This window comes from Mycobacterium sp. JS623, from assembly GCF_000328565.1.
Classification (GTDB): Bacteria; Actinomycetota; Actinomycetes; order Mycobacteriales; family Mycobacteriaceae; genus Mycobacterium.
Genome location: NC_019966.1, coordinates 3,026,588 through 3,047,840 on the forward strand (window position 1 = coordinate 3,026,588; position 21,253 = coordinate 3,047,840).

A 21,253-nucleotide genomic window follows, 5' to 3' on the forward strand; every position below is an offset into this window, starting at 1 on the left:
CGTTAGGTCCCAGGGCTGACCGTCAACCGGGCGGGACTGCGGCCGAGCACCTGGCGCCACGGTATCTCGCCGACGTTCTCGGTCAGGCGCAGCGGGGGATCGGCGGCGAACACAGCACGCACCGCCTCCTCAACGGCGACCTTGGCCAACGCGGTCCCCAAGCAATAGTGGGTGCCTGCACCGAAATTCAGCAGCTTTGCGGTATCCGGGCGGGTGAAGCGGTCGGGATCGAATCGGTCTGGCTCCGGCCACGCGGATGCATCGCGACATGCCGACGCGATACACAAGAACACCATCGACCCGGACGGAAGCACGGTGTCGTGCAACTCAACCGGCTGCACTGCGGTGCGCGGAATGGCCGGGATACTCGGTTCGAGCCGGATGGTCTCGTTGACGGCGCTGGTGAACCGCGGCGCGTCGTCGAGCGTTCCGTCGACTTTGTCGCGATGCTGCAGGGCGGTCAGAATGCTGCACGGAATCTGGCTGCCAGCCGTATCATGCCCGGCGACAAGCAGATTGGCGATCATCGTCACCGTTTCGTCGTGAGTCAGACAATCCCCATCGGACTCGGCGGCGAGCAGCGATGTGATGAGGTCGTCACCCGGATCCTTCGCCCGCCGCGTCGTCAATTCATCGACGTAGCTCTGCAATTCGACGATAGCCATGGTCGCATCGGCGATCTGCTCGGGCGTCATGACGAAGAACACGGGGCTCAAGGCTTCGGCCCATTGCGTGAAAACCGCGTCGTCACCATCCGGAACCCCGAGCAGCCGACAGATCATGCGCGTGCCCAGCGACGACATGGTGAGTAGGTCGCCGGTCTGTTTAGCCGCTGCGATGGCGTCATTAGCCATCTGCGCAGCGGTATCCCGAAGTGCCCCGACGGAGCGAGGCGTGAAGGCCCGCGACACCAGCGATCGGATGCGACGGTGGTAGTCACCCTCGGTGGTGAACATGACTTTGGCGTACCAGTCGCGCAGCGGTCCGTCGGCGATGCCCATCATGTCGAACAAGATCAGCCCGATGCCCTCGAGTCGCGGATCATGCGCCAGCGTTTCGACGTCGTGCTGGCGCAAGACAATGGTGGCGCCGGTGTCGATGTCGGTGGCCAGTGGCCCTTGTGCCGCGGCCTCCCGGAGCATGCCGTGCAGGTCGGCCGAAAACGACCGAGACAAGTCAATGGGTGTGAGCACAGACGAAGTCACGATTTCCCCCGGAAGTTGCCGTTGCTCAGAAGTATGCGCGGGTTCTGCGCGAATCGCTTCAAGTCGACTGCAATAGGCGGACAATCCAGCAATGGCGTGGAAAATTCGGGGGACGTACGTCGAAACCTGTTCGTGTGAATTCTTTTGCCCGTGCAACTTCAATTTGGCAAACGGCGCTGATTACGACCGTTGCCGCGCAACATTGGTCTTCAACATCACCGACGGCGACATCGAGGGGACAGACGTCAGCGGGCTCGTGGTGGTTATCATCGCCGACACACCCAAGGTGATGGCCGACGGCAACTGGCGACTGGGCACGGTGATCGATTCAAGGGCCACCGATGAACAGGCCGAGAAACTGCGATGCGTGTTCAGCGGCGAATTGGGCGGCCCGATGGCGGCATTGGGGCCGCTCGTTGCCGAGAACCTCGGTGTCCAGCGCGCCGCCATCGACGTCCGAGAGGAAGGGCGGTTGCACAGCGTCCGCATCGGCGACACCACGAACCTCGAAGTCGAGGATGTCGTGCCGTTCGGCGTCGAGAACGGGGAGCCTGCGCGCGTCACCGGCATCTTCCATCCGGCTGGCTCGGAATTCCGTGTGGCAAAGGCAAAATCGGCTGACATCAGCTTGTTCGGCATTGAATACCAAGGCAAGTCGGGGCTCAGCTCCTCACAGTTCAACTGGGCTACTTGATCGCGTGACTGTCCAAAAGGACGAACTGCAACCGGTTTTCACCGCTGCGCGCAGCCGGCTCGGGTTGATCGCGCTGCTATTGGTCCTTGCCGCGCTCGCGTGGTGGTTCACCGTCGAGCAGGTGCGTGGCATGGACGACGGGCCGGGCACCGAGCTGGGCCCGCTCACATGGTTTCTCGCTATCTGGTTGGTGATGATGGCTGCGATGATGTTCCCGTCGGTCGCGCCAACGGTGGCGCTGTACTCGACGATGGCAAAGCGGAGCACCCCGCTGGCGCCGCTGGTCTTCTCCTCCGGGTACCTGCTGACGTGGACCGCGGCCGGACTGCTGGCCTTCGCAGTGTCGGCGGCTGGTCGCCGCCTGTTCGGCGACGCGTTGGCTTGGGATCGGGCGGGCCGTTGGCTAGCGGCAGGCGTTCTGGCGGTCGCCGCCGTCTACGAGCTGACCCCGCTGAAATCCGTCTGTCTGCGGCATTGCCGCAGCCCGCTGGGCTTCCTCCTCGGCTCCTGGCGCAACGGATTGCCCGGCGCACTGCGGATGGGTGCGACGCACGGCGCCTGGTGCGTCGGATGCTGCTGGGCGCTGATGGCATCCCTATTCGCGCTCGGCGTGATGAGCGTGGCGTGGATGGCCCTCGTCGCGGCGCTGATCACCCTGGAGAAGACGCTGCCGTGGGGCCGCCTGGCGACGTACGGCACCGCAGCCATCCTGCTGATTCTGGCCATTCTGCAGGTCGCAGCCCCGCCGCCGATGCCAACGATGCCCGGTATGTAAATCAATTTGCAACGTCCTGCATAACCATGCAGAATCGGTTGCATGACGTCTGTGGCGGTCGCCGGTGCCAGCGGATATGCCGGCGGAGAGATCCTTCGCCTGCTGCTTGGTCATCCGGCATACGCGGACGGCCGGCTGACCATCGGTGCGCTCACCGCCGCGGCCAGCGCGGGCACCACGCTCGCCGAACACCATCCCCACCTGCTTCCGCTGGCAGGGCGCGTGCTCGAAATTACCGACATCGACGTGCTGACCGGCCACGACGTCGTCTTCCTGGCGTTACCGCACGGGCATTCCGCCGCACTGGCCGAACAGCTCGGGCCGCAGACCGTAGTCATCGATTGCGGCGCCGACTTCCGGCTGACTGACGCGGCCGCCTGGGAGAAGTTCTACGGCTCGGCCCACGCGGGCAGCTGGCCGTACGGACTGCCCGAACTACCCGGCGCCCGCGACCGGTTGCGCGGCGCCAAGCGGATCGCCGTTCCCGGTTGTTATCCGACCGCGGCCCTGCTGGCCTTGTGGCCTGCGATCGCCGAGGACCTGATCGAGCCCGCGGTGACGGTCGTCGCCGTCAGCGGCACCTCCGGAGCCGGCCGCGCAGCCAAGGTGGACCTCCTCGGCTCGGAGGTCATCGGGTCGGCCCGCGCCTACAACATCGGCGGGAAGCACCGCCACACTCCGGAGATCGCCCAGGGCCTGGCGGCGCTCACCGACCAGGACGTCACCGTGTCGTTCACACCGGTGCTGATTCCGACCTCCCGCGGCATCCTGGCTACGTGCACCGCCCGCACGACGACGCCGCTGTCGCAGCTGCGCGCAGCGTATGAAAAGGCTTATGACGCAGAGCCTTTCGTATATCTGCTGCCGGAGGGACAGTTCCCGAAGACTGGCGCGGTGATCGGGAGTAACGCCGCTCAGTTGGCGGTGGCCGTCGATGAGGATGCCGAGACATTCGTCGCGATCGCCGCCATCGACAACCTTGTCAAGGGGACCGGTGGCGCGGCCGTGCAGTCGATGAACCTCGCCTTGGGTTGGCCAGAGACAGAAGGACTTTCGATCGTGGGAGTCGCGCCATGACCGACATCACCGAAACCACGCGGCTCGTCCGCACGCAGGGCGTAACCGCACCAGCAGGTTTCCGCGCCACCGGAATCGCGGCGGGTATCAAGGCCTCCGGCGCGCTCGACCTGGCGTTGGTGTTCAACGAGGGCCCCGACTACGCCGCGGCAGGCGTGTTCACCCGCAACCAGGTCAAGGCCGCGCCGGTGTTGTGGTCGCAGCAGGTGCTGACCACGGGCCGGTTGCGCGCCGTGATTTTGAATTCCGGCGGCGCCAACGCCTGCACCGGGCCGCAAGGGTTTCAGGACACCCACGCTACCGCCGAAGCTGTCGCCGCCGCGCTGTCCGACTGGGGCACCGAGACCGGCGCCGTCGAGGTCGCGGTCTGCTCCACCGGGCTGATCGGTGACCGGCTACCGATGGACAAGGTGTTGGCCGGGGTTACCGAGATCGTGCACGAGTTGGCAGGCGGGCTGACCGGTGGCGAAGAGGCGGCCCGCGCCATCATGACCACCGACACCGTGCCGAAACAGGTTGCGCTGCACCACAGCGACAACTGGACGGTCGGCGGCATGGCCAAGGGGGCGGGCATGCTGGCGCCGTCGCTGGCGACGATGCTGACGGTCATCACCACCGATGCCGTTGCCGACTCGGCGGCCCTGGATCGTGCGCTGCGGAAAGCGGCCGCGCAGACGTTCGACCGCCTTGACGTCGACGGCAGCTGCTCCACCAACGACACCGTCCTGTTGCTGGCCTCGGGCGCCAGTGAGATCACGCCCAGCCAAAGCGAACTCGACGACGCGGTACTGCGCGTATGCGATGACCTGTGCGCGCAGTTGCAGGCCGATGCCGAGGGTGTCACGAAACGCGTCGTCATCACGGTCGCCGGTGCCGCTTCCGAAGACGAGGCGCTGACCGCGGCGCGGGTGGTGGCACGCGACAGCCTGGTCAAGACCGCGCTGTTCGGCTCCGACCCGAACTGGGGCCGCGTGCTCGCCGCGGTCGGCATGGCGCCGGTGACCCTGGATGCCGAGCGGATCAGCGTGTCGTTCAACGGTTCTCCGGTCTGCGTCGACGGCACCGGCGCACCCGGCGCACGCGAGGTCGGCCTGTCCGGCGCCGATATCGACGTCACCATCGACCTCGGCGTCGGATCGCAACGGGCGAGCATCCGCACCACCGATCTGTCACACGGCTACGTCGAAGAGAACTCGGCCTACAGCTCATGACTTCGCCTGATGTCGCCGCCGGAACGACTCCGCCTGCGACCGAGACCAAGGCCCAGGTGCTCGCGGCAGCGCTGCCGTGGCTCAAACAACTGCACGGCAAGATCGTGGTCGTCAAGTACGGCGGCAATGCGATGACCGACGACCTGCTCAAGACGGCGTTCGCCGCCGACATGGTGTTCCTGCGCAACTGCGGCATCCATCCAGTCGTCGTGCACGGTGGCGGTCCGCAGATCAGCACGATGCTCAAACGCCTTGGCATCGAAGGGGATTTCAAGGGCGGCTTCCGCGTCACCACACCGGAGGTGCTCGACGTGGCCCGGATGGTGTTGTTCGGCCAGGTCGGTCGCGAGCTGGTGAACCTGATCAACGCACACGGCCCCTACGCGGTCGGTGTTACCGGCGAGGACGCGCACTTGTTCACCGCGGTGCGCCGCAGCGTCACCGTCGACGGCGTCGCGACCGACATCGGACTGGTCGGCGACGTCGAACGCGTTGACGCCGCCGCGTTGATGGATCTCATTGCTGCGGGCCGTATCCCGGTGGTCTCGACCATCGCGCCCGACATCGACGGCGTCGTACACAACATCAACGCCGACACCGCCGCGGCCGCGCTGGCCGAGGCGCTCGGCGCCGAGAAGCTGGTTGTGCTGACCGATGTCGAAGGCCTCTACACCAGCTGGCCCGACACCGATTCGTTGGTCAGCGAAATCGACACGGCCGCATTGACGCAACTGCTTCCGACGCTGGAATCCGGAATGGTGCCCAAAATCGAGGCGTGCCTGCGTGCCGTGTCGGGCGGGGTGCCCAGCGCGCACGTCATTGACGGCCGCGTCGAACACTGCGTACTGGTCGAGTTGTTCACCGATGAAGGGACGGGCACCAAGGTGGTGAGCGCATGAGCAAAGCTTGCGAGCGAATCATGGGCACGGAATGCCGCGGCCGAGCCCGCGAGGTCACCGCATGAGCACGCTGCTGGAGCGCTGGTCTGGCGTGATGATGAACAACTACGGCACACCGCCGCTGGCATTGGCCAGTGGTGACGGAGCGGTGGTGACAGATGTCGACGGCAAGTCCTACGTCGACCTGCTCGGCGGCATCGCGGTCAACGTTCTCGGGCACCGGCACCCCGCGGTCATCGATGCTGTCACCCACCAGCTCAACACGCTCGGACACACGTCGAACCTCTATGCCACCGAGCCCGGTATCGCGTTGGCCGAATCGCTGGTCGGGCTGCTCGGTGCCGATGCGCGAGTGTTCTTTTGCAACTCCGGCACCGAGGCCAACGAGGTCGCGTTCAAGATCTCTCGGTTGACCGGACGCACGAAACTCGTTGCCGCCCATGGCGCATTCCACGGCCGCACGATGGGCTCGCTTGCGCTGACCGGTCAGCCCCCGAAGCAGGAGCCGTTCGCACCGCTGCCCGGCGATGTCACGCACGTGCCGTATGGCGACGCTGCCGCGCTCGAAGGGGCCATCGACGACACCACGGCGGCGGTGTTCCTCGAGCCCATCATGGGGGAGGGCGGCGTGGTCGTCCCGCCGGGCGGTTACCTGGTCGCGGCGCGTGAGATCACCGCCAAGCACGGTGCGCTGCTGGTGCTCGACGAGGTGCAGACTGGAATGGGCCGCACCGGCGCGTTTTTCGCACACCAGCACGACGGCATCACCCCCGACATCGTCACGCTCGCCAAAGGATTGGGCGGCGGGCTGCCGATCGGTGCGTGCCTCGCGGTCGGCAAGACCGCCGATCTGCTGACGCCCGGCCTGCACGGCAGCACGTTCGGCGGCAACCCGGTCTGCACGGCCGCCGCGAACGCGGTGCTCAAGGTGCTCGCCGACGAGGGACTTGTCGGTCGCGCGGATGTGCTCGGCAAGACGTTGTCGCACGGCATCGAGTCGCTGCACCATCCGCTGGTCGACCATGTCCGCGGACGCGGTCTGTTGCAGGGTGTCGTGCTCACCACCGAAGCCGCCAAAGCTGTTGAGGCCGCAGCCCGTGACGCCGGGTTCCTGGTCAACGCCGCCGCCCCTGACGTGATCCGGCTGGCGCCACCGCTGGTGATCACCGAGGCGCAAATCGACGATTTCCTGAAGGGGCTTCCGGGCGTGCTGGACACCGGAGCCCAGGCATGACCCGTCATTTCCTGCGCGATGACGACCTCAGTCCCGACGAGCAGGCCGAGGTGCTGGCGCTGGCGGCCGAGCTGAAGAAGGACCCGTTCAGCCACAGGCCACTCGACGGACCGCGCGGCGTCGCCGTCATCTTTGACAAGAACTCCACGCGCACCCGGTTCTCGTTCGAGATCGGCATCGCGCAACTCGGCGGACACGCGGTGGTGGTCGACGGCCGCAACACCCAGCTGGGCCGTGAGGAGACACTCGAAGACACCGGGCGGGTGCTGTCGCGCTACGTGGACGCGATCGTGTGGCGCACATTCGCCCAGGAACGCTTGAGTGCCATGGCATCCGGAGCCACTGTTCCCGTCGTCAACGCGCTGTCCGATGAGTTCCACCCGTGCCAGGTGCTCGCCGATCTGCAGACGCTGGCCGAACGCAAAGGTGAGCTGAAGGGCCTGCGAATGGCCTACTTCGGCGACGGTGCCAACAACATGGCGCACTCACTGATGCTCGGCGGCGTCACGGCAGGCGTCCACGTGACAATCGCCGCGCCGAGCGGTTTTGAGCCGCATACCGAGTTCGTCGTCGCCGCCGAGCAACGCGCACTGCAGACCGGCGCCTCCGTGTGCGTCACCAACGTCCCTCGGGCGGCCGCCGAGGGCGCCGACGTGCTCGTCACCGACACCTGGACCTCGATGGGACAGGAGAACGATGGGCTGGACCGCGTGCGGCCGTTCCGGCCGTTCCAGATCAACGCCGATCTGGTAAGCCTCGCCGATCCCGATGCCGTTGTGCTGCATTGCCTTCCGGCGCATCGCGGACATGAGATCACCGACGAGGTGATCGACGGATCGCACAGCGCGGTGTGGGACGAGGCCGAGAACCGGCTGCACGCGCAGAAGGCGCTGCTGGTGTGGCTGCTGGAGCGATCATGACTTCAGCTACCCGAGTCGGTCGGCAGGCGCGCATCGTCTCGCTCCTGTCGTCGCAGTCGGTGCACAGCCAGACGGAACTGGCGGCAATGCTGGCCGATGAAGGCATCGACGTCACACAGGCCACGTTGTCACGCGACCTCGAGGAGCTGGGCGCGGTCAAGCTGCGCGGCGCGGACGGCGGCGTCGGCGTGTACGTCGTCCCCGAGGACGGCAGCCCGGTGCGCGGCGTTTCCGGTGGCACCGAACGCATGTCGCGACTGCTGGGCGAACTGTTGGTGTCGACGGACGCCAGTGGCAACCTCGCTGTGCTGCGCACGCCGCCCGGCGCCGCGCATTACCTCGCCAGCGCGATCGACCGCGCTGCCCTGCAGTATGTGGTCGGCACCGTCGCCGGCGACGACACCATCTTGGTGGTGGCTCGTGAGCCGATGACCGGCGCTGAACTCGCCACAAAGCTTGAAAGCATCCAACAAAAGGAGATTGGTTAAATGGCCGAACGCGTCATCCTGGCGTATTCCGGTGGTTTGGACACCTCGGTGGCGATCAGCTGGATCGGCAAGGAAACCGGAAAAGAAGTCGTCGCGGTCGCCATCGACCTCGGTCAAGGCGGCGAGGACATGGAGGTCGTCCGCAAGCGCGCACTCGACTGCGGCGCGGTGGAGGCCGTGGTGGTCGACGCCAGGGACGAGTTCGCCGACGAATACTGCCTGCCCGCGATCAAGTCCAACGCGCTCTACATGGACCGCTACCCGCTGGTGTCGGCGCTCTCCCGGCCGCTGATCGTCAAGCATCTGGTGGCCGCGGCGCGTGAACACGGCGGCGGCATCGTCGCGCACGGGTGCACCGGTAAGGGCAACGACCAGGTGCGCTTTGAGGTCGGATTCGCTTCGCTGGCACCGGATCTCGAAGTGCTCGCCCCGGTCCGCGATTACGCGTGGACGCGGGAGAAGGCCATCGCGTTCGCCGAGGAGAACGCGATCCCGATCAACGTGACCAAGCGCTCTCCGTTCTCGATCGACCAGAACGTATGGGGCCGGGCCGTGGAAACCGGCTTCCTCGAACACCTGTGGAACGCGCCGACGAAAGACGTCTACGACTACACAGAGGACCCGACGGTCAACTGGAGCACACCAGACGAGGTCATCGTCGGGTTCGAAAAGGGTGTGCCGGTGTCCATCGATGGCAAGCCGGTGACAGTGCTGCAGGCCATCGAGGAGCTCAACGAGCGCGCGGGTTCGCAGGGCGTCGGCCGGCTCGATGTGGTCGAGGACCGGCTGGTCGGTATCAAGAGCCGTGAAATCTACGAGGCGCCAGGCGCGATGGTGCTCATCACCGCGCACACCGAACTCGAGCATGTCACGCTGGAGCGTGAACTCGGCCGGTTCAAGCGAACGACGGACCAGAAGTGGGGCGAGCTGGTGTACGACGGCCTGTGGTACTCGCCGCTGAAGTCTGCGCTGGAGTCGTTCGTCGCCAAGACGCAGGAGCACGTGTCGGGCGAGATCCGGATGGTGTTGCACGGCGGGCACATTGCGGTCAATGGCCGTCGCAGCGCCGAGTCGTTGTATGACTTCAACCTCGCCACCTACGACGAGGGCGACACCTTCGACCAGTCGGCGGCCAAGGGCTTCGTGCACGTGCACGGTCTGTCGTCGAAGATCTCGGCGCGACGGGATCTCGCGGGCCAGTGATGAGCCGCTTGCGCGAAGAGCATCAACTATGAGCACCAACGAGGGGTCGCTGTGGGGTGGCCGGTTCGCCGATGGGCCATCCGATGCCCTTGCCTCCCTGAGCAAGTCGACACACTTCGACTGGGTGCTGGCACCGTATGACGTCGCCGCGTCGAAAGCCCACACGCAGGTGCTGTTCCGGGCAGGACTGCTGACCGAAGAGCAGCGCGATGGCCTGCTGGCCGGACTGGACAGCCTGGCCGAAGACGTCGCCGACGGCAGCTTCGGGCCGCTGGTCACCGACGAGGACGTGCACGGCGCGCTGGAGCGTGGCCTGATCGACCGGGTCGGCGACGACCTTGGCGGCCGACTGCGGGCGGGACGGTCGCGAAACGACCAGGTGGCCACGCTGTTTCGCATGTGGCTGCGCGATGCCGTTCGTCGAGTCGCCGACGGTGCCCTCGAGGTCGTCGGCGCGCTGGCTACTCAGGCGGCGGCGCATCCGACGGCGATCATGCCGGGCAAGACGCACCTGCAGTCCGCGCAGCCGGTGCTGTTGGCGCATCATCTCCTGGCGCACGCACATCCGCTGCTGCGCGATGTAGACCGGCTGGTCGATTTCGACAAGCGGGCGGCGGTGTCGCCCTACGGGTCTGGGGCCTTGGCAGGATCATCGCTCGGCCTCGATCCCGACGCGATCGCCGAGGATCTCGGCTTCGAAGCGGCGGCCGACAACTCCATCGACGCCACCGCGTCCCGTGACTTCGCCGCAGAGGCCGCCTTTGTGCTGTCGATGATCGGCGTAGACCTGTCGCGGTTGGCCGAGGACATCATCCTTTGGAGCACAACCGAATTCGGTTACGTCACGCTGCACGATTCGTGGTCGACAGGCAGCTCGATCATGCCGCAGAAGAAGAACCCCGACATCGCGGAGCTGGCGCGCGGTAAGGCGGGCAGGCTCATCGGCAATCTCACCGGGCTGCTGGCGACGCTCAAGGCGCAGCCGCTGGCGTATAACCGCGATCTGCAAGAGGACAAGGAGCCTGTGTTCGACTCGGTGGCCCAGCTCGAGCTGCTGTTGCCTGCGATGGCCGGCCTTGTCGGCACGCTGCGTTTCGACGTTGACCGGATGGCGGAACTCGCGCCGTTGGGATACACACTGGCCACCGACGTCGCGGAATGGCTTGTGCGCAGGGGAGTTCCGTTCCGGGTCGCACATGAGGCCGCGGGCGCGGCGGTCCGGGCCGCTGAGGCTCGAGGCGTGGGGCTGGAGGATCTCGAAGACGCGGAGCTCGCCGGTATCCATCCCGAGATGACGGGACAGGTGCGCGAGGTGCTGACCGTCGACGGGTCGGTCAACTCGCGCGACGCCCGCGGTGGAACCGCGCCCATCCAGGTCGCCAAGCAGCTCGGCGTCGTCCGCGACACCAGCGACAAGCTGCGGCTGGCTCTGCGCCGCTAGCTCGCAGCTGGGTTGGTGTACACGCGCGTAGGGGCGATGAGTACCGCAGTTCGGCGTTCCTCCGCCATCACCCGGTCGTAGGTGTCCCAGTCGTCGTGGGTGCCGCCCGCGGCCTTGAAGACGTCGCGCAACAGCGTCCTCAGCGCTTGGGAGTCGACGTCGGGATGTGTGTCGTCGGGTCCGATGAGCTGGGCTGCTCCCTCGACGCTGGCCCATTGCCAGCCGGCGCGCGCGACTATCGTGGTCCGCGGATCCGCTCGGAGATGACGCAGCTTGAGGGACCCACCGATTGCGACAAGCCCAACCACCGGTTCGCCGGTGAACGGGTGCGGCAGTACCCCGGCATTGACCAACGACGATTGGATGCTGCCGTCGCTTCGCAGAGTGCTCAGCACACACAGCCCGTTGTCTAGCGAGATCAACTCGGCGAACGCGGAGATATCGGTCATGCTGCGATTCCTTCCCTAGAGTGCATCGATCCATTTCTCAAGGCGTCGGGCCTGCCGGGCCACCAGCTCGGGTTTACCGAGCGCATTGGCGAGGACAGTGGTGCCCTGAAACCCAACAACCAGTTCGACCGCGAGGTCGTGCGCGTCTCGTCGACCCATTGCTCGCAATTGCCGTTCGGCCCAGTCGAGCGAAACCTCCATCAGTGCAGCGGCCGGCTGATCTGAGCCATCCGCATGCTTGGCGAGCTCGGAAGTCAGCGTGCCGAACGGGCAGCCGTACTGGGCGATCACGTCGCACCGCTGCGCCAGCACGAGACCCACTAGCGCCTTCAGCCGCGTCTTCGGGTTGCGATGACGACGCTCGAGCTCGGCGATGTCCGTCGTGAGCTGCTGGACGTGCGTATCGACGACGGCATCGACGATGTCGTCCTTTGTCTTGAAGTAGTAATAGACATTGCCCAGGGGGACATCTGCCGCCGCGGCGATGTCCGCGAGTGTGGTGCGTGCAACGCCCTGGCGGTAGACGAGCTCGCCCGCTGCGGTCACCAGCCGCTCCCGCTTGGGCGATCGGGCGGCAGGGCCATTCACGTCGGTTCTCCTAAGGCAGTCGCTGGCGATGCGAAATTCGTCGACGGTCGGTCGACTTAGTTAGGTAACTGACTAACAGCGTATCCTGAAGGAGGACAAGATGCCCATCGGATACCTCGACGTGCCTACCAGCGCCCCGATTTCATGATCTTCATGCATGAGGCTGCTCGCGGACAGCCAGCAGCGGGTCGAACAGCAGAAGAACGCCTACAGCCGAGAGGCGTTCTCATTCCTCCGCAGCCGCCAGCCACGCCTCCTCGAGAGATTCCTTGCGCGCCAACAGCTCCTGAAGCTGGCCGTTGAGTTCGCCGACCCGCACGTGATCCGCGGCCGCCTCGGCCATCGACTCGTGCAGCGTGGCAATCTGGCCGTCGAGCTTCCCGAGCTGTCCCTCGATACGGGACATCTCCTTGCCGGCCCGTCGTTCGCGAGCCGACGCGGACTCCGAGCCCCGTGACGGTTCCGGTCGCGCTGCCTGTTCCGAAACACCTGCCCGCTCGGCAAGGTACTGGTCGACGCCGCCTGGCAATAGATCACACCGACCGCCACCGGTCAGCGCATAGGTCACATCGCTGACCCGCTCCAGGAAATACCGGTCGTGCGTGACGACGATCAGCGTGCCCGGCCAGCCGTCGAGGTAATCCTCGATCACGGTCAACGTGTCGATATCCAGATCGTTGGTCGGCTCGTCGAGCAACAAGACGTTCGGCTCGTCGAGCAACAGCCGAAGGAACTGCAGTCGGCGCCGCTCACCACCGGATAGCTGTTCGATGCGCGCGGTCAGCTTGTCGCCGGTGAAGCCGAAATCCTTCAGCAGGGTGTCTGCGGTGATCTTCCGGCCACCCGCCAATTCGGTTACCCGGCGCCGGTTCTCGACGGCATCCAACACCCGAGAGGCACCGTCGACCTCGGCAAGTGCCTGGCTCAGGTAGCCGATCCGAAGCGTGGTGCCGCGCTTGATGGTTCCCGCGGCCGGCTCCAGTTCGCCGGAGAGCAGCCGCAACACCGACGTCTTGCCGCTGCCGTTCACACCGACCAACCCGATTCGGACGCCAGGGCCGATCGACCAGTCCACGCGATCCAGGATCGCCCGATCCGCGACTTGTAACACAACGCGGTGCAAGTCGAACACGTCCTTGCCCAGTCTGGTGGTCGCAAAGCGTTGCAGCACAAGCGAATCGCGCGGCGGCGGCTCGTTGGCAATCAGGTCGTTGGCGGCCTGGATCCGGAACTTGGGTTTAGAAGTGCGTGCCGGCGGCCCGCGCCGAAGCCACGCCAGCTCCTTGCGCATGAGGTTGCGTCGGCGGGCCTCGGTCCCGGCCGCCAGCCGCATCCGCTCGGCACGCGCAAGGACGTAGGCCGCATATCCGCCGTCGTAGGCGTCGACCTGGCCGCCATGCACCTCCCACGTCCGTGTGCATACCGCATCAAGGAACCAGCGGTCATGGCTCACCACGACCAGCGCCTTGGCCCGCTGCCCGCTCAAGTAGGACGCCAGCCACTCGATCACCTCGACGTCGAGATGGTTGGTCGGCTCGTCGAGCACCAACACGTCGTGCCCGGCCAGCAGCACCTGCGCCAGCGCCACCCGGCGACGCTCACCACCGGAGAGCGTGCCGACCTCGGCATCCAGATCCACACCGGACAACAGATGCGAGACGACGTCGCGGGTCTCGGGTTCGGCTGCCCACACATGATCGGCCCGGCCGCCGACGATCACCTCCCGCACGGTGGCGCCAAGGAGTTCGTCGCCCTGCCGCAGATAACCGACGGACAGACCGGAGGTGTGCGTGACCCGGCCCGAATCGGGCGACCGGGTTTCGGTCAGCACCTGCAGCAGGGTTGTCTTGCCGTCGCCGTTGCGGCCGACGACGCCGATTGCGTCGCCCTCCTCAACACCGAGGCTGACCGCGTCCAACAGGGTGCGGGTGCCGTAGCCGACGGTCGCCCGCTCGACGTTGATCAGATTCGCCATCAGCCGCCGATGATATGCGGGCGACGTGCCATGATGACGACGGCAGTCGGGGACTGACAGCAGCAAAAGGGGAGTGGGTCGTGGTGGACCTTTCGGCAATAACCAGGCCTGTTGGGCGGCTGGTGGCCACCGCGCAAAACGGGCTCGAGGTACTGCGGTACGGCGGCCTCGAAACCGGCGCCGTGCCGTCGCCGTTCCAGATCATCCAGAGCGTTCCGATGTACCGGCTGCGGCGCTACTTCCCGCCCGATGCGAGGCCGGGCGCAAAACGTCCCGGACCGCCGGTTTTGATGGTCCACCCGATGATGATGTCGGCCGACATGTGGGACGTCACCCGCGACGATGGCGCCGTCGGCATCCTGCACAATGCGGGCGTCGACCCGTGGGTCATCGACTTCGGCTCGCCCGACAAGGTCGAGGGCGGCATGGACCGCAACCTCGCTGACCACGTCGTGGCGCTGAGCGAAGCGATCGACACCGTCAAGGAGGTCACCGGCCGCGACGTACACCTGGCCGGCTACTCCCAGGGCGGCATGTTCGCCTACCAGACCGCGGCCTACCGCCGATCGAAGGACCTGGCCAGTATCGTCGCGTTCGGATCACCGGTCGACACCCTGGCCGCGCTCCCGATGAACATGCCCGCCAGCCTGGCGCCGGCGGCGGCCGACTTCATGGCCGACCACGTTTTCAGCCGCATCGACATCCCCGGCTGGTTGGCACGCACCGGCTTCCAGATGCTCGACCCCATCAAGACCGCTCAGTCGCGGCTGGAGTTCCTGCGTCAGCTGCACGACCGCGAGGCGTTGCTGCCACGCGAGCAGCAACGGCGCTTCCTTGCCTCCGAAGGCTGGATCGCGTGGTCGGGGCCTGCCATCGCCGAACTCCTCAAGCAGTTCATCGCCCACAACCGGATGATGAGTGGCGGCTTCTCTATCCACGGCGACCTCGTCACGCTGTCTGACATCGACTGCCCGGTGCTCGCCGTCATCGGTGAGGTCGACGACATCGGTCAGCCGGCCTCTGTGCGCGGCATCAAGCGTGCTGCGCCGAGGGCCGACGTCTACGAATTCCTCATTCGCGCAGGGCATTTCGGACTTGTTGTGGGCTCGAAGGCCGCCAGCCAAACGTGGCCGACCGTCGCGCAGTGGGTGAAGTGGATCGACGGCAGCGGCGATCAGCCCGAGGGCGTCAACCCGATGGCGTTGCAACCCGCCGAGCACACCGAAAGCGGTGTCTCGCTGAGCTCTCGCGTCGCCCACACCACCGCCGCCGCAACCGAGTTGGCGCTCAGCCTCGCACGCACGGCGGCCGACGCGGTCGTCGCCGCGAACAAATCAGCGCGGACGCTGGCGATCGAGACGTATCGCACGCTGCCCCGGCTCGCCCGCCTCGGCCAGATCAATGACCACACCCGCATCTCGCTCGGCCGCATCATGTCCGAGCAGGCCCGCGACGTACCCCAAGGCGAATGCCTGCTGTTCGACGGCCGCGTCCACACCTACGAAGCGGTGGACCGCCGGATCAACAACGTCGTCCGCGGCCTGATCGACGTCGGGGTGCGGCAAGGCGCTCACGTCGGTGTGCTGATGGAGACCCGGCCCAGCGCGCTTGTCGCGATCGCCGCGCTGTCGCGGCTTGGCGCGGTCGCGGTACTGATGCCGCCCGACGTCGACCTGGCTGCCGCCGCGCGGCTCGGCGGGGTGTCAGAGATCATCGCCGACCCCAGCCACCTGGAGGCCGCGCGCCGACTCGACACGCGGGTGCTCGTGCTCGGCGGCGGCGAATCGCGCGACCTGGACGTGCCGGAGCACGCCGACGTCATCGATATGGAGAAGATCGATCCTGATGTCGTCGACCTGCCCGGGTGGTACCGACCCAACCCTGGGCTCGCCCGCGACCTGGCATTCGTCGCGTTCAGCAACATCGGCGGTGAGCTCGTCGCCCGCCAGATCACCAACTACCGCTGGGCGCTGTCCGCTTTCGGCACCGCGTCGGCGGCCAACCTCGGCCGCGCCGACACGGTCTACTGCCTGACGCCGTTGCATCATCAGTCCGGTCTTCTGGTGAGCCTCGGCGGCGCGGTCGTCGGCGGGTCGCGCATCGCGCTGTCGCGCGAGTTGCGCCCCGACAGGTTTCTGCAGGAGATCCGCCAGTACGGCGTGACCGTGGTGTCGTACACCTGGGCGATGCTGCGTGCGGTCATCGACGATCCCGCGTTTTCGCTGACTGGCAGCCATCCGGTGCGACTGTTCATCGGCTCCGGCATGCCGACGGGACTGTGGAAGCGGGTGTGCGAGGTTTTCGAGCCGGCGCACATCGTGGAGTTCTTCGCCACCACCGACGGACAAGCCGTGCTGGCCAACGTTTCTGGCGCCAAGCCGGGTAGCAAGGGCAGGGCGCTGCCGGGCGGCGGCGAGGTCGAACTCGCCGCCTACGACGCAGAGGATGACCTGATTCTCGAGGACGAACAGGGATTCGTCCGCAGGGCCGAAACAAACGAAGTCGGTGTGCTGCTCGCGCACCCGCGCGGTCCGGTGGATCCGAAGGCGTCCGTCAAGCGTGGCGTCTTCGCGCCCGCCGACACCTGGGTGTCGACGGAGTACCTGTTCCGCCGCGATGAGGACGGCGACTACTGGCTCGTCGACAACCGCGGCGCGCTGATCCACACCGAGCGAGGCACGGTGTACTCGTCACCCGTCAATGACGCCGTCGGGCAGCTCGGTGCCGTGGATCTGGCCGTGACCTACGGGGTCGACACCAACGGCCACCATCTGGCAGTGACGGCGTTGGCGCTGCGTCCTGGCGGCAGCATTCCGTCGGCGGATCTCAACGAGGCGCTGGCCGATCTGCCGGTCGGCAACCCGCCCGACATCGTGCATGTGGTGCCTGAGATGAAGCTCAGCGCGACCTACCGGCCGCTGGTTGGCCCGCTGACGGCGGAGGGCATCCCGAAGCCATCGCGTAACGCCTGGTATCTCGATCCCGATGAGAATCGGTACAAGCGGTTGACCGTTGCTGTCCGGACCGAGATCGCCGGCGCCTAACAGTGAGCTGGGATCACTGTTAGGCTCCCGCTGTCGGCAGGAGGAGATGACATTGCAGACCAGTAATCTGCGGCGCGCAGTCGTTGGCGGCGCTATGGCCGCGAGTCTCCTCACCGGTCTCGGTGTTGCGACGGCGTTTGCCGAGCCCGGTGACAGTTGTACAGGGGCGGAGTGCGCAAAAAATGATCCAGCGACCCCGAACGCGCAGGCCGGCACTCCACCGGCGATGACAGCCGATCAGGTGCTCGCCATCATCGACCAGGACTACGACACCGGCGCTGGCGGCGGTCAGCTGTCGACTCTGATCCACGACGTGTTGAAGCTTCGAGCCCAGGGCTTCATGCCATCGAACGCGAACAAAGACGCCATCGTCAAGGCGTTGGATTACCGGCCGAACCAGCAGCCACTCATTGACGCGCTGAAGGAGACGTTGGCCTACCAGCACAAGATGCAGGCGCTCCAGAAGAACGCGAACAACCCACAGCAGCCCGGATACAACGTCGGTATCGGCCAGCCGCCGGCCGGCATGGGACCGGCTGTGCCGCCGGGCGTCCCGGTCGAGCCGGGCCAGAACCAGGGCGTTTTCATCGGCGTCGGCTAACGGCCGTGCTCGACGAAAAACTGCTGAGCATTCTCGTCTGCCCGCAGGACCGCGGGGCCCTGTTACTGGTCGGCGACGAGTTTCTGTACAACCCGCGGCTGCGCCGCGCATACCGCATCGAGGACGGCATTCCGGTGCTTCTCGTCGACGAGGCGGTCGCGGTGACCGACGACGCCGAGCATCAGCGAATGCTGGACCGTTCCTCAGGTGAGACCGGGTAGTTCGCCCGTCAGATAGCGCTGCAGGTTGGGGGCGATGGTTTCGGCGATCTGCTCGACGGGCAGCGACTTGAGCGGGTCCAGTTCCAGGATGTAGCGCGCCATTACGACGCCCACCAACTGCGATGCGACGAACTGCACGCGGATCCGTCCGCTGCCAGGAGGATTGTCGACGCGGTTACCGACCTCGACGGCGATCACTTCCTGGAGAAACGATCGGATAAGCGAGACTTCGCCGCCCGCGAGAATCGACCGAAGTGTTGCGATGAAACCCTTGCCCATCTCGGAGTCCCACAGCGGCAACAGCACCGACGGCAGCACGTAGCCGATCCGCTCGACCGGCACCTGGCGAAGCGGGCCGATGACATCCATGGGATCGATCGGAATGTGAATGGCCGCTGCGAACAGTTGGGTCTTGGTGCCGAAGTAGTGGTGCACCAGAGCGGGGTCGACGCCTGCGTCCTTGGCGATTGAGCGGATCGAGGACTTGTCAATACCGTTGCGGGCGAACAGATTACGAGCGCTCTCCAAGATGCGCTCACGCGTGTCCGATGTCCCGGGTGGGCGCCCGGGACGCTTGCGTTCTAGTTCCGCCGTCAATCTATGGAGTCCTTCGTCGAAGCGTTGCCGCAGCCAGGCACAGTGCGAGTACCGCGAAGCCGATGACGACGGCGATGTCGCGCACGGCAATCGCCGTCGGCTCCGAGTATGCGCCGACCTGTTGCAACGCTTCCAGAGCGTAGCTGGCGGGCAGCACATTGCTGATCCACTGCAGCCATTCGGGCAGGACGTCGCGAGGCACGATGATGCCGCACAACAGCAGCTGTGGGGCGATGACCACCGGCATGAACTGCACCGCCTGAAACTCGGTGCGGGCGAACGCACTACACAGCAGACCCAGCCCGACACCCAGGACGGCATTGATGATCGCGATGGTGAACACCAGTATCGGGCTGCCCTTGGTGTCGAGCCCCAGGAACAGATATGACACCAGACACGCCAGCGTGGCCTGCGCTGCGGCCGCGATCGAGAACGCGGTGCCGTATGCCGCCAACAAGTCGAGCCGGCGCAGGGGAGTAGTGAGGATGCGTTCCAGGGTTCCCGAAACCCGTTCTCGCTGCATGGTGATCGAAGTGATCAGGAACATCACGATGAGCGGAAACACGCCGAGCATGATCAGGCAGGCGTTGTTGAATGGCGTCGGCATGCCTGGCCGATGCGGGGCATTCTGGAACATGAAATACATCAGGGTGATGATCAGACTCGGCACCACGAGGATCATCGCGACGCTGCGATGATCGGCGGCGAGCTGGCGCAGGATTCGCCCGGTGGTGGCGAAGTAAGCCTGCGGGCTCAGCCGGCTGCGGCCGCGGTGCTGTGCCGGATGACGGACAGAAACGCTTCCTCCAGTGACTGACATCCCGTGTCCTCTCGTAGTTTCGTCGGTGTGCTGTGGGCGAGCAGATGGCCTTCGCGCATCAGCAGCAGGTCGCCGCAGTGGTCGGCCTCGTCCATCACGTGGCTCGAGACCACCAATGTCGTTCCGCGCTGGGCAAGTTGGTGGAATTGGTCCCACAGGTCGACCCGCAGCACCGGGTCAAGGCCCACGGTGGGCTCGTCGAGTACGAGAAGTTCGGGACGTGATACCAGAGCGCATGCCAATGACACGCGGGTTCGCTGGCCGCCGGACAGGTTGCCGCACAAAGCAGTTCGGTGATCATCCAGGCCGACAGCCTTGATCGCGTCGTCGGCGCCGTCGGTGCCCGTGCCGTACAGGGCTGCGAAGTAGCGCACGTTGTCGACGATCCGCAGGTCGTTGTAGATGGTCGGGTCCTGGGTGACGTAGCCGACGCGGTGGCGCAGTTCCGCCGACCCCGCTGGGCGGCCCAGTACGGCCACCGTGCCCTCGTCGATGATCTGCGTGCCGACGATGCAGCGCATCAGTGTCGTCTTGCCGCAACCGGACGGGCCGAGCAGGCCGGTGATCGTTCCACGTGCGATCTGAACCGAGATGTTGTCCAGCGCGACCCGCTTACCGCGGACGACCCGCAGGTTCTGGATGTCGATGGCCGGCTCTGCCCCGTTGCGAAGTAATTCATCGCTCGATGAACTCATCATGTGATGAATAGTCCTCCCCGCTGGTGGGGCTGTCAAGGTCCGCAGGCAGAATCGCTCAGGTGAGCGCCGAGTTGTTGTCCGTGGATCCGGTGACCGCGGCGCGGCGGCTGCTCGGGGCGGCGCTGACCGGGCGCGGAGTGAGCGCGATGATCGTGGAGGTAGAGGCGTATGGCGGTCCACCGGACGGGCCGTGGCCCGACGCCGCGGCGCACTCGTTTCGCGGCCCGACCGGTCGCAACAAGGTGATGTTCGGCCCTGCAGGCCGGCTCTATACCTACCGCAGCCACGGCATTCACGTCTGCGCGAACGTCGTGTGTGCGACGGACGGTGTGGCTGGTGCAGTGCTGTTGCGTGCGGCGGCGGTCGAGGCGGGGATCGATGAGGCCCAAGCCCGGCGCGGCGTCTCGACGCGACCGGTTGCGTTGGCGCGCGGCCCCGGCAATCTTTGCTCAGCGCTCGGAATCACCATGGACGACAACGGAATTGACCTATTCGACGCGACGAGCCCCGTGCGGGTGACGCTCAACGAAGAGCACGACGGCGTCGATGGTCCGCGTGTCGGCGTCAGTAAGGCGGCCGACCGGCCCTGGCGATTCTGGCTGGCCGGCCGTCCGGAGGTGTCGTTGTATCGCCGCAGCCCGCGGGCACCCGCGCCTGGCAAAAGCGATTAGTCAGCCTGCTCCAAGGCCAACGCCGGCGGTGCGAGCCGGGCGCATCGCGGGGCGCCGCATTCGTCGGTGAGGTCGACACGTGCGACTACCTGCCCGGTGTCGCCGACCAGAGGCGTGAGGTCAGAGAGCATCAGCTTGGCTCGGCGAAACATCGCGAAAGAGCCGTCGTCGCCCACGTCACCCCAGGTGAGGTACACAAACCGGGCACCGGGCTTGCCTTGCACGGCCGGTCCGCGGAAGTCCACACCGTCACCGCGGGACACGACCTCGATCGGGATCGTCCAGAACGACGACTCCGCGTCGGCGCGCACCAGGTCGCGTGGCTCCTTGCCGATCTGGATTCCGACGTGAATGTTGTCGTAGTACTCATCGCGGGACCGCCAGACGCGGCCCGGCAGGTGATGACCCTGGATCTGCAACAACATCGGCATCGACGGTAGGG

At 66.1% G+C, this 21,253-nt stretch carries 22 protein-coding genes; 14 read left to right on the forward strand and 8 right to left on the reverse strand.

Annotation, left to right across the window (positions count from 1 at the left end):
* Window positions 1–2 precede the first annotated feature (2 nt).
* Window positions 3–1,205 (reverse strand): cytochrome P450, encoded by a 1,203-nt coding sequence (locus MYCSM_RS14830; protein WP_015306979.1) that lies wholly within the window; start codon window positions 1,203–1,205, stop codon window positions 3–5.
* 91 nt (window positions 1,206–1,296) lie between these two features.
* Here MYCSM_RS14830 and MYCSM_RS14835 point away from each other — a divergent pair, with 91 nt between their 5' ends.
* The 10 genes from MYCSM_RS14835 (at window position 1,297) to argH (ending at window position 11,147) form a co-directional block, all read left to right on the forward strand.
* The gene (locus MYCSM_RS14835; RefSeq protein WP_015306980.1) at window positions 1,297–1,899 is read left to right on the forward strand and encodes a DUF1326 domain-containing protein; all 603 of its coding nucleotides are present in this window, start codon (window positions 1,297–1,299) and stop codon (window positions 1,897–1,899) included.
* A gap of 4 nt (window positions 1,900–1,903) precedes the next feature.
* Window positions 1,904–2,674: a DUF2182 domain-containing protein gene (locus MYCSM_RS14840; RefSeq protein WP_015306981.1), complete on the forward strand. Its 771-nt coding sequence runs from the start codon at window positions 1,904–1,906 to the stop codon at window positions 2,672–2,674.
* Between the two features lie 42 nt (window positions 2,675–2,716).
* Window positions 2,717–3,751 (forward strand): N-acetyl-gamma-glutamyl-phosphate reductase, encoded by a 1,035-nt coding sequence (gene argC / locus MYCSM_RS14845; protein ID WP_015306982.1) that lies wholly within the window; start codon window positions 2,717–2,719, stop codon window positions 3,749–3,751.
* The gene (gene argJ / locus MYCSM_RS14850) at window positions 3,748–4,962 is read left to right on the forward strand and encodes a bifunctional glutamate N-acetyltransferase/amino-acid acetyltransferase ArgJ (RefSeq protein ID WP_015306983.1); all 1,215 of its coding nucleotides are present in this window, start codon (window positions 3,748–3,750) and stop codon (window positions 4,960–4,962) included. Before argC ends, argJ begins: the two co-directional genes overlap by 4 nt.
* Window positions 4,959–5,861, forward strand: a complete 903-nt coding sequence (gene argB, locus MYCSM_RS14855; RefSeq protein WP_015306984.1) for an acetylglutamate kinase — start codon at window positions 4,959–4,961, stop codon at window positions 5,859–5,861. Before argJ ends, argB begins: the two co-directional genes overlap by 4 nt.
* Before the next feature lie 61 nt (window positions 5,862–5,922).
* Entirely contained in the window at window positions 5,923–7,095 is a 1,173-nt protein-coding gene (locus tag MYCSM_RS14860) for an acetylornithine transaminase (RefSeq protein WP_015306985.1), read from the forward strand.
* Window positions 7,092–8,015 (forward strand): ornithine carbamoyltransferase, encoded by a 924-nt coding sequence (gene argF, locus MYCSM_RS14865; RefSeq protein ID WP_015306986.1) that lies wholly within the window; start codon window positions 7,092–7,094, stop codon window positions 8,013–8,015. The genes MYCSM_RS14860 and argF overlap by 4 nt, the downstream gene beginning before the upstream one ends.
* A complete protein-coding gene (locus MYCSM_RS14870; protein WP_015306987.1) occupies window positions 8,012–8,503 on the forward strand; it encodes an arginine repressor in 492 nt (163 codons plus the stop codon). The genes argF and MYCSM_RS14870 overlap by 4 nt, the downstream gene beginning before the upstream one ends.
* Window positions 8,504–9,706, forward strand: coding sequence for an argininosuccinate synthase (locus tag MYCSM_RS14875; protein WP_015306988.1), 1,203 nt, complete (start codon window positions 8,504–8,506; stop codon window positions 9,704–9,706).
* 28 nt (window positions 9,707–9,734) lie between these two features.
* Window positions 9,735–11,147, forward strand: coding sequence for an argininosuccinate lyase (gene argH, locus MYCSM_RS14880; protein ID WP_015306989.1), 1,413 nt, complete (start codon window positions 9,735–9,737; stop codon window positions 11,145–11,147).
* Here the strand turns inward: argH and MYCSM_RS14885 are convergent.
* The 3 genes from MYCSM_RS14885 to MYCSM_RS14895 form a co-directional block, all read right to left on the reverse strand.
* Entirely contained in the window at window positions 11,144–11,596 is a 453-nt protein-coding gene (locus MYCSM_RS14885) for a TIGR03618 family F420-dependent PPOX class oxidoreductase (protein ID WP_015306990.1), read from the reverse strand. The two genes, argH and MYCSM_RS14885, sit on opposite strands and share 4 nt — an antisense overlap.
* A gap of 15 nt (window positions 11,597–11,611) precedes the next feature.
* Window positions 11,612–12,184, reverse strand: coding sequence for a TetR/AcrR family transcriptional regulator (locus MYCSM_RS14890; protein ID WP_015306991.1), 573 nt, complete (start codon window positions 12,182–12,184; stop codon window positions 11,612–11,614).
* Between the two features lie 226 nt (window positions 12,185–12,410).
* On the reverse strand, window positions 12,411–14,159 hold the full coding sequence (locus tag MYCSM_RS14895; RefSeq protein WP_015306992.1) for an ABC-F family ATP-binding cassette domain-containing protein: 1,749 nt from the start codon (window positions 14,157–14,159) through the stop codon (window positions 12,411–12,413).
* Window positions 14,160–14,239: 80 nt separating this feature from the next.
* On the opposite strand from MYCSM_RS14895, the gene MYCSM_RS14900 reads away from it, so the two are divergent.
* The 3 genes from MYCSM_RS14900 to MYCSM_RS14910 all read left to right on the forward strand — a co-directional run bounded on the left by MYCSM_RS14900 (window position 14,240) and on the right by MYCSM_RS14910 (window position 18,025).
* Window positions 14,240–17,203, forward strand: coding sequence for an acyl-CoA synthetase (locus MYCSM_RS14900; RefSeq protein WP_015306993.1), 2,964 nt, complete (start codon window positions 14,240–14,242; stop codon window positions 17,201–17,203).
* A 226-nt stretch (window positions 17,204–17,429) separates the two neighbouring features.
* Entirely contained in the window at window positions 17,430–17,804 is a 375-nt protein-coding gene (locus MYCSM_RS14905) for a hypothetical protein (RefSeq protein WP_232425766.1), read from the forward strand.
* A gap of 5 nt (window positions 17,805–17,809) precedes the next feature.
* A complete protein-coding gene (locus tag MYCSM_RS14910) occupies window positions 17,810–18,025 on the forward strand; it encodes a Trm112 family protein (RefSeq protein ID WP_015306995.1) in 216 nt (71 codons plus the stop codon).
* Here the strand turns inward: MYCSM_RS14910 and MYCSM_RS14915 are convergent.
* The 3 genes from MYCSM_RS14915 to MYCSM_RS14925 are packed head-to-tail and all read right to left on the reverse strand — an operon-like array spanning window position 18,008 to window position 20,140.
* On the reverse strand, window positions 18,008–18,622 hold the full coding sequence (locus MYCSM_RS14915) for a TetR/AcrR family transcriptional regulator (protein ID WP_015306996.1): 615 nt from the start codon (window positions 18,620–18,622) through the stop codon (window positions 18,008–18,010). The two genes, MYCSM_RS14910 and MYCSM_RS14915, sit on opposite strands and share 18 nt — an antisense overlap.
* Window position 18,623: 1 nt before the next feature.
* Window positions 18,624–19,442: an ABC transporter permease gene (locus MYCSM_RS14920; RefSeq protein WP_083906287.1), complete on the reverse strand. Its 819-nt coding sequence runs from the start codon at window positions 19,440–19,442 to the stop codon at window positions 18,624–18,626.
* Window positions 19,376–20,140 (reverse strand): ABC transporter ATP-binding protein, encoded by a 765-nt coding sequence (locus MYCSM_RS14925; protein WP_015306998.1) that lies wholly within the window; start codon window positions 20,138–20,140, stop codon window positions 19,376–19,378. The genes MYCSM_RS14920 and MYCSM_RS14925 overlap by 67 nt, the downstream gene beginning before the upstream one ends.
* 59 nt (window positions 20,141–20,199) lie before the next feature.
* On the opposite strand from MYCSM_RS14925, the gene MYCSM_RS14930 reads away from it, so the two are divergent.
* Complete coding sequence (locus MYCSM_RS14930; protein WP_041312129.1) at window positions 20,200–20,811, forward strand: DNA-3-methyladenine glycosylase; 612 nt, start codon at window positions 20,200–20,202, stop codon at window positions 20,809–20,811.
* Here the strand turns inward: MYCSM_RS14930 and MYCSM_RS14935 are convergent.
* On the reverse strand, window positions 20,808–21,236 hold the full coding sequence (locus tag MYCSM_RS14935) for a DUF5990 family protein (protein WP_157681329.1): 429 nt from the start codon (window positions 21,234–21,236) through the stop codon (window positions 20,808–20,810). The two genes, MYCSM_RS14930 and MYCSM_RS14935, sit on opposite strands and share 4 nt — an antisense overlap.
* Window positions 21,237–21,253: the final 17 nt, after the last annotated feature.

Excerpts from the sequence above, each read along its gene's own strand:
- MYCSM_RS14835 (WP_015306980.1), top strand. The coding sequence starts at position 1,297 with ATGGCGTGGAAAATTCGGGGGACGTACGTCGAAACCTGTTCGTGTGAA.
- argC (WP_015306982.1), top strand. The coding sequence starts at position 2,717 with ATGACGTCTGTGGCGGTCGCCGGTGCCAGCGGATATGCCGGCGGAGAG.
- argJ (WP_015306983.1), top strand. The coding sequence starts at position 3,748 with ATGACCGACATCACCGAAACCACGCGGCTCGTCCGCACGCAGGGCGTA.
- argB (WP_015306984.1), top strand. The coding sequence starts at position 4,959 with ATGACTTCGCCTGATGTCGCCGCCGGAACGACTCCGCCTGCGACCGAG.
- MYCSM_RS14860 (WP_015306985.1), top strand. The coding sequence starts at position 5,923 with ATGAGCACGCTGCTGGAGCGCTGGTCTGGCGTGATGATGAACAACTAC.
- argF (WP_015306986.1), top strand. The coding sequence starts at position 7,092 with ATGACCCGTCATTTCCTGCGCGATGACGACCTCAGTCCCGACGAGCAG.
- MYCSM_RS14870 (WP_015306987.1), top strand. The coding sequence starts at position 8,012 with ATGACTTCAGCTACCCGAGTCGGTCGGCAGGCGCGCATCGTCTCGCTC.
- MYCSM_RS14875 (WP_015306988.1), top strand. The coding sequence starts at position 8,504 with ATGGCCGAACGCGTCATCCTGGCGTATTCCGGTGGTTTGGACACCTCG.
- argH (WP_015306989.1), top strand. The coding sequence starts at position 9,735 with ATGAGCACCAACGAGGGGTCGCTGTGGGGTGGCCGGTTCGCCGATGGG.
- MYCSM_RS14885 (WP_015306990.1), bottom strand. The coding sequence starts at position 11,596 with ATGACCGATATCTCCGCGTTCGCCGAGTTGATCTCGCTAGACAACGGG.
- MYCSM_RS14895 (WP_015306992.1), bottom strand. The coding sequence starts at position 14,159 with ATGGCGAATCTGATCAACGTCGAGCGGGCGACCGTCGGCTACGGCACC.
- MYCSM_RS14905 (WP_232425766.1), top strand. The coding sequence starts at position 17,430 with ATGACAGCCGATCAGGTGCTCGCCATCATCGACCAGGACTACGACACC.
- MYCSM_RS14920 (WP_083906287.1), bottom strand. The coding sequence starts at position 19,442 with ATGTCAGTCACTGGAGGAAGCGTTTCTGTCCGTCATCCGGCACAGCAC.
- MYCSM_RS14925 (WP_015306998.1), bottom strand. The coding sequence starts at position 20,140 with ATGATGAGTTCATCGAGCGATGAATTACTTCGCAACGGGGCAGAGCCG.
- MYCSM_RS14935 (WP_157681329.1), bottom strand. The coding sequence starts at position 21,236 with ATGTTGTTGCAGATCCAGGGTCATCACCTGCCGGGCCGCGTCTGGCGG.